The sequence below is a fragment of the Paenibacillus sp. S25 genome (assembly GCF_019454085.1).
GTDB classification, from domain to species: Bacteria; Bacillota; Bacilli; order Paenibacillales; family Paenibacillaceae; genus Paenibacillus; species Paenibacillus polymyxa_B.
On sequence record NZ_CP073683.1, the window covers coordinates 78,189 to 87,806 of the forward strand.

The 9,618-nt window shown below is 46.6% G+C and carries 8 protein-coding genes; all 8 read left to right on the forward strand.

Annotated elements, in window-relative coordinates; genetic code table 11:
* Positions 1 to 60: 60 nt before the first annotated feature.
* The 8 genes from KAI37_RS00370 (at position 61) to KAI37_RS00405 (ending at position 9,575) form a co-directional block, all read left to right on the forward strand.
* The gene (locus KAI37_RS00370) at positions 61 to 1,398 is read left to right on the forward strand and encodes a TrkH family potassium uptake protein (RefSeq protein ID WP_071639027.1); all 1,338 of its coding nucleotides are present in this window, start codon (positions 61 to 63) and stop codon (positions 1,396 to 1,398) included.
* Between the two features lie 295 nt (positions 1,399 to 1,693).
* The gene (locus tag KAI37_RS00375) at positions 1,694 to 2,227 is read left to right on the forward strand and encodes a hypothetical protein (RefSeq protein WP_025719307.1); all 534 of its coding nucleotides are present in this window, start codon (positions 1,694 to 1,696) and stop codon (positions 2,225 to 2,227) included.
* A gap of 461 nt (positions 2,228 to 2,688) precedes the next feature.
* Entirely contained in the window at positions 2,689 to 3,459 is a 771-nt protein-coding gene (gene fabI / locus KAI37_RS00380) for an enoyl-ACP reductase FabI (RefSeq protein WP_013308164.1), read from the forward strand.
* A gap of 12 nt (positions 3,460 to 3,471) precedes the next feature.
* Entirely contained in the window at positions 3,472 to 4,932 is a 1,461-nt protein-coding gene (locus tag KAI37_RS00385; protein WP_220030535.1) for a class I adenylate-forming enzyme family protein, read from the forward strand.
* A gap of 45 nt (positions 4,933 to 4,977) precedes the next feature.
* Positions 4,978 to 6,201 carry an aldehyde dehydrogenase family protein gene (locus tag KAI37_RS00390; RefSeq protein WP_071639029.1) on the forward strand — a complete coding sequence of 408 codons (1,224 nt, stop codon included), beginning with the start codon at positions 4,978 to 4,980 and terminating at the stop codon, positions 6,199 to 6,201.
* On the forward strand, positions 6,198 to 7,898 hold the full coding sequence (locus KAI37_RS00395) for a thiamine pyrophosphate-binding protein (RefSeq protein WP_104494803.1): 1,701 nt from the start codon (positions 6,198 to 6,200) through the stop codon (positions 7,896 to 7,898). Before KAI37_RS00390 ends, KAI37_RS00395 begins: the two co-directional genes overlap by 4 nt.
* A 23-nt stretch (positions 7,899 to 7,921) precedes the next feature.
* A complete protein-coding gene (gene fabF / locus KAI37_RS00400) occupies positions 7,922 to 9,163 on the forward strand; it encodes a beta-ketoacyl-ACP synthase II (protein WP_025721666.1) in 1,242 nt (413 codons plus the stop codon).
* Positions 9,164 to 9,167: 4 nt separating this feature from the next.
* Positions 9,168 to 9,575 (forward strand): 3-hydroxyacyl-ACP dehydratase FabZ family protein, encoded by a 408-nt coding sequence (locus KAI37_RS00405; RefSeq protein ID WP_025721676.1) that lies wholly within the window; start codon positions 9,168 to 9,170, stop codon positions 9,573 to 9,575.
* The last annotated feature ends 43 nt before the right edge of the window (positions 9,576 to 9,618 follow it).

The following is a 9,618-nucleotide window of genomic DNA, read 5'->3' on the forward strand; positions in this document are numbered from 1 at the left end:
AGCCGGGCTTCCCGTGTCTTGTTCCTCTTTTTCATAAGAACGGATGGAGAGAATACTCTAATGAAACGCAGCGTCAAGCTTAGTCGGTTCGCATCGCCTCCTTTTATATTGGTCATCGGATATTTATTGATTATTGCATTAGGTACTTTGTTACTGATGCTTCCTGTTGCCAATCATAGTGGACATGCTCCGCATTGGATTGATTCGCTTTTTACGTCCGTCTCAGCCGCTTGTGTCACAGGACTGGTCGTTGTTGACGTCGATTCAACGTATACGATGTTTGGCGAAACCGTCATTCTGGTGCTGATGCAGCTAGGCGGGTTGGGGTTTATGACCTTAGCGACCTTGTTTGCGCTGTTGTTGGGGCGGCGATTATCGTTAAAGGATCGGTTGCTGCTTAAAGAGGCTATTAATGCCGATAGCATGGAAGGGATCGTGCGTATTATTCGCAAGGTGTTGATCTTTTCTTTTACCATTGAGGCGATAGCTGCCGTCGTCTTAGCTTTGCGGTGGATGCGAGAGATGCCTGTCGGACAAGCGATATATTATGGAATATTCCATTCCGTATCCCTCTTTAATAACGGGGGATTCGATTTGTTCGGGACTAGCTTCCAACAGTACGCTGGAGATTTTGTTTTCAATATGATTGCATCTGTGCTCGTTATATCAGGAGGCTTGGGTTTCCTTGTACTTAGCGATCTGTTCGATTTTCGCCGTACCCGGAGACTGTCTCTACACTCCAAAATGGTGCTAAGCGTGTCGGGAGTGCTCATTGTGATTGGTGCGCTGGTTTTATTTGTTTTTGAGTTTACCAATGCACGAACCTTGGGCGCGCTGAACTGGGAAGGCAAAGTATATGGAGCTGTCTTTCAATCGGTTTCTACGAGATCATCAGGTACGAGCACAGTCGATATCAGCGGGTTAAGGCAGGCAAGTCAGTTTTTTATTATGTTGCTGATGATTATCGGTGCTTCTCCGGGCTCCACTGGAGGAGGAATTAAAACGACTACGTTTCTGCTTATGGTTGGTGCGCTAATCGCCGTCATGCGAGGACAGAAGGAAATTGTGTTTTTCCGCCATAGGGTCCCCAAAGATATCATGATGCGGGCGCTGACCATTATTGTACTGGCCCTATTTATATTCTCGATTGTGGTTATACTGCTCTTAATGACGGAGGATGCCCCATTTCTCTCCCTTGCATTTGAGGCTGCTTCCGCAATCGGAACGGTAGGGCTGTCTGTAGGAGTGACACCCGGATTGTCTGACGCAGGCAAGCTGATTATTTGTGTGACTATGTTTATTGGTCGGATTGGTCCTCTTACGATTGCCTATGCTATTCGTCCACGCTCGACCAAGACATTGTACCGTCGTCCTGAAGGGCATATTGTAATTGGATAGTGTATCTGTAAAAAAAGATGTACCCGTGCTGATTAGCATAGGTACATCTTTTTTTCATTTCAGATCATCATAATCCTTTACGGGGAGCATATCATGAAAAATGTCCATTTTGAGAACAAGACAAAATGGGCTGAACAGATACTGTTTTTCTCAGAAAAAAACGGCTATTTGTTTCCTTTTATGTAATTATAGACAAAATACTAGGAATATTATGTATAATATTGTATGATAGTGGGCATGAAAGGGGGATAGTTGAGGTGAATACCAATTTCTAATTTGAAAGGAATCATCTATTATGTATTTATTTATTATTAGTGCTGAAGTTTTATTTTGGGTTTTTGTTGTTGCAGGCTTGATCGCAAGGTATATGTTTGGCTTGAAGAAATTAGGCGGTCTTCTTTTACTATTTACCCCCATTATTGATATCCTGTTACTGATTGCGGTGTTCATCACGGTGAAAAGTGGCATGGAGATTACGACTGCTACTGGCTTGGCGGCCTGTTATTTTGGTATTACGGTAGCATTTGGTCATAGGTTAATTAAGTGGGCGGATGTACGGTTCTCCCATTGGTTTGGTAAGGGACCCAAGCCTGAACGCAAGTATGGTGCTGCTCATGCAAAAGAGGAACGGATAGGTTGGTTGCTTCACCTTTTGGGCTGGGCTATAGGTAATGCTTTGTTGCTCGCCATCATTGTGTATGTTGATGATCCGCAGCGTACGGTGTCTTTGGAGGGCATTATGCAAACATGGGCGATCGTTCTGGCAATCGACTTTGTTGTCTCCTTTAGCTATACTTTAGCTCCCAAAAAACAAAAGCGTAGTCTATAGAGGTTAAGGCTTTACACTTAGATTAGATACAATCTGGCTGGTCACTCAGGATGTTCAAATCGGAAGACTCATTGTTGGTGAAAATGAAGTGGTTACTTCCGGTAGTGGGGTGAGTCCGTTGTCGTAATGTAAATATTTACAAAAATATGAGGATTTTATGTTCAACTCGCTTTGACAGTCATCTTATTTTACCTCGCTACCTTTTTTCACACCCATGTATTCCTTTCGATTTGAACACTGACCAACAGAAGCAAACAACTATTTTTTGTGAGATGACAGCATGCATGATGTGTTACACAAATTTTAAAATAAATTTTGTGATTTGCCTAAAACGTCGCCTATCCAAGTTTGGCAATTAACGCGATAATATTCCAGGAAAGATTACATATGTCTATAAATGTAGACATACGCAGTTAAGTTGTTATTTTGTTTAAAAATGTAAAAAAAGAAAGGTGGTTTCTGTGGCAGTACTACTGAGCGGTAAGAACATTTTGATTATGGGCGTGGCTAATAACAGGAGTATTGCCTGGGGGACAGCTCAATCTTTAGCTGCTGAAGGAGCACAGCTCATTTTTACTTACGAAAATGAGAGGGTTGCAGAGCGGGTACTAAAGCTCGTTGAAACCATTCCGGGAGCACTGGTCTGTCCTTGTAATGTTCAAAGCAATGAAGAGCTTGATGCATTGGCGGATTTTCTAAAAGAAAAAGTAGGCGTGTTGCATGGTTATTTTCACAGTGTCGCCTATGCTAAGGCTGAGGATTTGGATGGCTTGTTCGTTGACACTTCTCGTGAGGGATTCGCCGTTGCACAAGAAATCAGTGCCTATTCTCTGGCTGCTGTCTCCCGTCGAGTATACCCACTGATGACAGAGGGTGGAAGTATCGTCACCATGACGTATATTGGCGCAGAACGAGCGATCAAAAATTACAACGTTATGGGTGTGGCGAAGGCTTCACTGGAAGCCAGCATGCGCTATCTGTCGAATGATCTGGGCACATATGGCATTCGTGTAAATGCGATTTCCGCTGGTCCGATACGGACCTTGGCTGCCTATGGCATTAAAGATTTTAACACAATGCTCAAACATATTGAAGAAACTACGCCCCTACGCAAGACGGTTGATACGTCGGAAGTCGGAGATACGGCGTTATTCCTATTTTCCCATTTATCGAGAGGCATTACGGGTGAAGTTATCCATGTAGATGCTGGATACCATATTACGGGGATGTAAGGAGGGAACGTTGTGCTTATTACGCATACGGATTGCCGTATTATCTCACCTGAAGGAATTATGACTAGGGAGCGTCTGGAGCGAGACGTTACGATCTTCTCCCGGATGTTGACGCTCAGAGGAATTCCCGAAGGCGGTAGAGTGATTCTGAAAGCGGCCAATTCCTATTGGTTTGTTGTGTCTCTGTTTTCCCTGTGCAATATCGCTGTTTCGGTGACTGTGGTGGACGAGCAGACTGTGCTCGATGAGGTGGCCCAAATCTATGATGAAGCGGGTGCCTGTTGCATCCTTACGGATTCCGATCTAGAACTTCCTTATGCTCTCGTTATTCTGATTCAAGATCTGATTCAAGAAGAAGCAGTACACCCGGATTGGGTGGGAGAGCCAAAGCTTGAAGCCCTCAACTTTAACAAGTGGTGCGAGAGGCCAGATGCGCTCATTCTGTATTCTTCAGGTACGACGGGAAAACCCAAGGGGATCGTGAAAGCTGGTTCAGCTTTTATGGAGAATATCAGGCATTCCATACACGCCATGAACTACCTACCGTCTGACCATATGCTCCCCGTTGTGCCTTTCTCTCATTTTTATGGAATCTCACTTATCTTCTCCTGGTGGTTAACCTCATGTTCTCTCATCATCTGCAATCCCAAAAACCTCTGGAGCGTCATTGCAAGTATTACGAAAGACCGGGCGACGGTCGTAGACGCTAACCCCTCTGCTTTTTACACCTTGTTGCGTATGCTAAACCGAAAACCCGAACAACTGGAAATGGTCAAGGAAGCTCCGGTGCGCATGTGGTGCGTAGGCGGTTCCCCACTTACCCAAGACCTCGAAGAGAAATTTAACAACATATTTGGACAGCCTCTGCTGAATGGTTACGGCCTTTCTGAACTGGGCAACGTTACGCTGGGGACGCTAGAGTGTCCGAAGGGTTGTGGCCTACCCTTACCTGGTGTGGATCTGAAAATACTAGATTCTACAGGCAACCAGCAGGCGGACGGTATCGTAGGCGAAGTGTGGATACGTAGTGCTGGATGCATGGAAGGTTATCTAAATCGTCCAGACCTGACGCAATCCGTTCTACAGGACGGCTGGTTCAAGACGGGGGATCTGGGCTATCTGGATGACGGAATGCTGTATGTTATTGGTCGCAGCGGTAAGACGGTCAACCGGATGGGCTACATGGTATCTCCGGTCTATATTGAGGACCGGATTGGTTCGCTTGGTTACCGATCCTGCGTGATCACCTTGGAGGATGAGGCTAAAGGGACATTGCTGGTTGCATTCATCGAAAGCGAATCCTCGCAGGTCTTACCTGTGCTCCGCAAAGAGATGAATCGGGTACTTCCTTCCTACATGTTCCCCGATCTTTTGCTTCCGCTCGCCCATTTTCCTTTAAATCGCAATGGAAAAGTAGATCGGCTGGAGATGGAGAGCACCGCCCTGCAGAAAGTTGCTTCTCGCAAAGTATAATGAAAAATTTTACCAAAATTTAATGAGAGAAAGGGAGAATGTGCCATGAGTATGAATCCGGAGCTGGCAGAAAACACGCTGTTTTTGGAAAGGCATGAATCGATCCTGAAGTGCCTCAATTATTTGATTGAAAATCGGCAGGAAGTGATGGATATTCTCACACAATTTTCATCCTATCGGGCTGCCAATGCAGAAATTGATTCCACAATCCTCACACTTCAAGGTGCTTTGCAAGAAGTGCAGACCTATCAGCCAAGCTGGCAACGATCTATGGCTGTATTTATGCCTTCCAACGTCATTTTGTACTCTTATGCATTATACCTCCTGATTCCGTCCCTGTACGTTGAAAATATAGACTTTCGCCCTTCTTCTCACGTAAACGAGTACGTCAACATGCTGCATGAAAAGCTTCAGGCTGTACACGGATTACCCATCTATATTCGTAAGGTCAGTCAAAGGGTTTTTATGGAAAATTCGGTTATGCCAGCTGATATTGTGGTGTTCACCGGGAGCTATGTCAATGCGGAGAAGATCAAAAAACAAATCCGAAAAGACCAACTCTACATCTTCTATGGACAAGGGATCAATCCTTTCGTCATCGGACCCGATGCCGATCTGGAACTGGCGGTTACCGATGTAATCCGAATGAGACTGTTCAACTCAGGACAGGACTGCCTGGGACCCGACATCATTCTGGTACATCAAGAGGTGAGTGAGCATTTCAAAGATCTGCTGATTCAACGGCTTGACCAACTTGTGTTTGGAGCCAACGATGATCCGAACGCAAACTATTCCCCTATTTTCTATAAAGATGCGCTGAACTCGGTTTCTGAATATTTTAATACGAACGATAAGTTTATTATCTACGGCGGTGGCATTGATTTCCGTACGAAAAAGATGGAGCCAACGGTTGTATATAGCGAGCTAGATCAGGATTTGGAGATTATTGAGTATTTTTCACCGGTCTTCAACGTGGTTAGCTACCGAGACGACGAGCAGCTGATCAAGCGTATTTCCTCCAGTTATTTCAGTGAACGAGCAATGGGTTGCAGCTTATACGGGTCTAGTCACCTGGCGGACGTTCTGCGAAAGAAGCACACGCTGACCATTAATCAGACGCTTGAGGATGTGGATCAAGGCAATAAGCCTTTTGGTGGCTATGGCACGATGTCGAACTATATTTTTTACGATTTTAAGCTCATTTCGAAGCCGATCTTGATTTCAGAAATTGTCGCAGAATATTTGTCGGAAAAGAGGAGTTTGGTATGACTGCGAGTTTGTTCCCTTGGGATGCCATCATTGGCTACTTAAAATCGGCTGGGGTTCAGCATCTCTTTGGATTACCAAGTGATGATCTCAAAATCGTATCGTCACTCCCCTCATCCGGTATGGATTTTATTCTGTGCAAGGATCAACGCAATGCTGTGTTCATGGCAGCAGGTTATGCACTCACAACCAACCAGATGTCCGTATGTGTTGTCGGAAAAGGCCCTGCACTCAGTAATACACTTACAGGGCTACTGGAAGCAAAGAACCTGGGCGCTCCGCTTTTACTTTTGGCGCTCGGCACTGGAGGAGACAAGCTGGGTACCCGATCCTTTCAGGAAGCGGATCAAATCTCACTCGTAAAGCCGCTCGTAAAATGGGCTTATCGTGTGGAGCATGTGGATCGGCTTGTATGGGCGATGGAGCGGGCTGCCTTTTTGGCTATCAATGGAGCACCGGGTCCTGTCTATATCGAACTCCCTGAAAACCTGATGGACCAGCCTGTGCCAACAGGGCTTCAGTTTACCCCACCAGAAAAGCTGTCGTGCTCTCCGTCTCGTCGGGAGTTGGATGCATCGTGGGGAATTATTGAGAATGCCCGCAGACCACTCATTCTAGTCGGAGGCGGAATGAAGTCAGGTACAGGTGATGTGATTGAGCGGTTTGCTAACCAACATGGAGCGGCCTTGTTCGCAACCGCCTCGGGACGGGGTGTAGTTGATGAAGACCACGAACTCTTCTGTGGTGTTGCGGGACTCTATACGGATCTCAGCCTAAGACAAATCTGGAAGGAATCTGATGTGGTAATCACACTGGGCAGTCGATTGGAAGAAACGGCTACTTTTGAGTGGGATATTTTGCTACAGGATACACCTTTGATTCAAGTCAATGTAAATCTGGAAGATTTTGCACACGAGTACAGGGGTATCAAGGTGCTTGGTGATGGATATGCAGCGGTGGAGCAGTGGCTTGAACGGCGCGGGCAGGAGCCTGATGGAGTGTGGCTTGAAACGATTAGGAGCTGTAAACAGGAGGCTTTTTCTCACAGGGCTATTTATTTGGAAGAGCTGAAAAAGACCCCTGGAATCCACGTTCCTGAGCTGTTGGACATGATTCAGACGGAGTTCCCTGAAAATCTGGTGCTTCTTCAGGAGAATGGATTGCAGGATATGTGGTCCTATTTTTATCCATATTTTCGCTTTGCCCACGGCTCTCTTTCGATTGTTCCTAGTGATCAAACGAGTCTTGGATTCGGTGCGGCGGCTGCTCTGGGAGCAAGCGTGGCAACACAACGTCCAGTAGTAGCACTCGTAGGTGACGGTGCGTTCAATCTCTTCTGTTCGGATTTTATGACGGCGGTGGAGTATCAAATACCGTTAATCTATATCGTACTCAATAATGGTGGCTATGGTTGGTTGCAGAATCAGATGAATTATAAACATCTCACAGGGCAGTCCCTCCCGTTTGTTTCTGAGGCGGCCAAGACAGGAATTCAAATTCCCCAGTATGAGTTTGTGGAAAGCCTTGCAATTCGGAGTAAGGGAGAGGCACGGGAACAGCTTCAGCTTGCTTGGCAAAAGTATCAGGAGAACAAGCTTGTGGTCGTCGAGGTATATGCTGATCTTGCGGATGTGCATGAAAAAATCAGTCATGTGTATGGCGACTTTCCTCTCTACGAGCAACAGGCTTCCAAGAATTAATTTCAACGAAGGACGTGGATACAGTGAGAAGACGTGTTGTAGTGACTGGACAGGGAGTCGTAACGCCGGTCGGGCTTAATCTTACGGATTTCTGGAATTCACTGTTGGAAGGAAAAAGCGGAATCGGACCTGTCACTGCTTTCGATACAGCGGACATTCCGACAAAGATCGGTGCACAGGTTACGGGCTTTGACCCATTGCAATATATGAGCAAGAAGGAAGCTAATAAAGTCGCACAGTTCACTCAGTTTGCTTTGGCGGCTGCCCGGCAGGCAGTGGAGCAATCAAAATTGGTGATTGATGAGCGGAATGCAAGTCGCGTGGGGGTTATTGTCGGCTCTGGAGCAGGCGGCCTCGACGTTATAGAGGAGAACTATGGGAAATTAACAAAGCTTGGTCCCAAAAGAGTTTCTCCTTATTTTGTTTCCTCGATGATGATTAATTCAGCACCTGGTGAAATCTCCATTGCTATTGGAGCAAAGGGGCCTTCTTTTGCTGTGGTTACGGCTTGTGCCACAGGAAGTAATGCCATTGGTGAGGCATTACGTACGATCCAGTACGGCACGGCTGATGTTGTGGTTGCTGGTGGAGCAGAAGCCAATTTTAGTCAGCTTGATCTGGCATCTTTTGCGAATATCCATGCTCTCTCCAGACGTAATGAAGAGCCACAGAAGGCCAGTCGTCCGTTTGATGTGGATCGCGATGGATTCGTCATCGGTGGAGGAGCAGGAGTCTTGGTGCTGGAGGAGTTGGAGTATGCTTTGAACCGCGGAGCCACCATTCTGGCCGAAGTTGTGGGTTACGGATGCACAACTGATGCGTATCATATCACGGCTCCAGATCCCTCTGGCTCCGGTCCGGCAGAAGCGATCAACATCGCACTGCAGGATGGCGGCTTGACACCGCAGGAAATCGACTATGTCAATGCCCACGGTACGAGTACGCCATTTAATGATCGTATGGAGATTAACGCTATTCAAAAAGTATTCGGGGAGCATGCCCCCCATTTGGCGATATCGTCTATTAAATCCATGACTGGCCATTTAATGGGCGGTGCAGGGGCAGTCGAATTAATTGCGACTGTGCAGAGCATGATTCACAGCAAAGTACCACCAACACTCAATTGCGACAATCCTGAAGCTCCTGAATTGAATTTTGTGCCGCATGTATATCAGGAACGCGAGGTCCGCGCGGCGATTAGCAATTCATTTGGTTTCGGAGGGCACAACGTCTGCCTTGCTGTTCGCAAGTGGGAAGGGGAATAAGCCTGTGAGCGAAGAGCTAATCCATATCCCGGATGTGCTTCCGCACCGGTACCCATTTCTTCTGTTGGATGGCGTGACCGGGTACGAAACGTCGCAATGGGCGAAGGGATACAAGCTTGTCACCTGGAGTGAGTGGTTCATTACAGACACTAATCCATACATGCCTCCTATGTTGATTGTGGAGTCGCTTGCACAATTAGCGGCATTCGCTGCGATTGATAAAAAAGGCATTTCATACCTGACTAACCTCAATGGAATTCGATTCCACAGCTTGGCCAAGCCTGGGGACCGAATTGATCTCTATTTTGAAGTGATCAAGCGTCGGCGAGGCTATATTCTTGGAAGCGGTCGGGCTTCCGTAGGCGATCGATTGGTGGTTGAGGCGGAAGAAATTGTTTCACTGGATCAATGACGGGGTGGAAGCGCACGTTAAACTGTCCTTTTGTCCTCCTGAC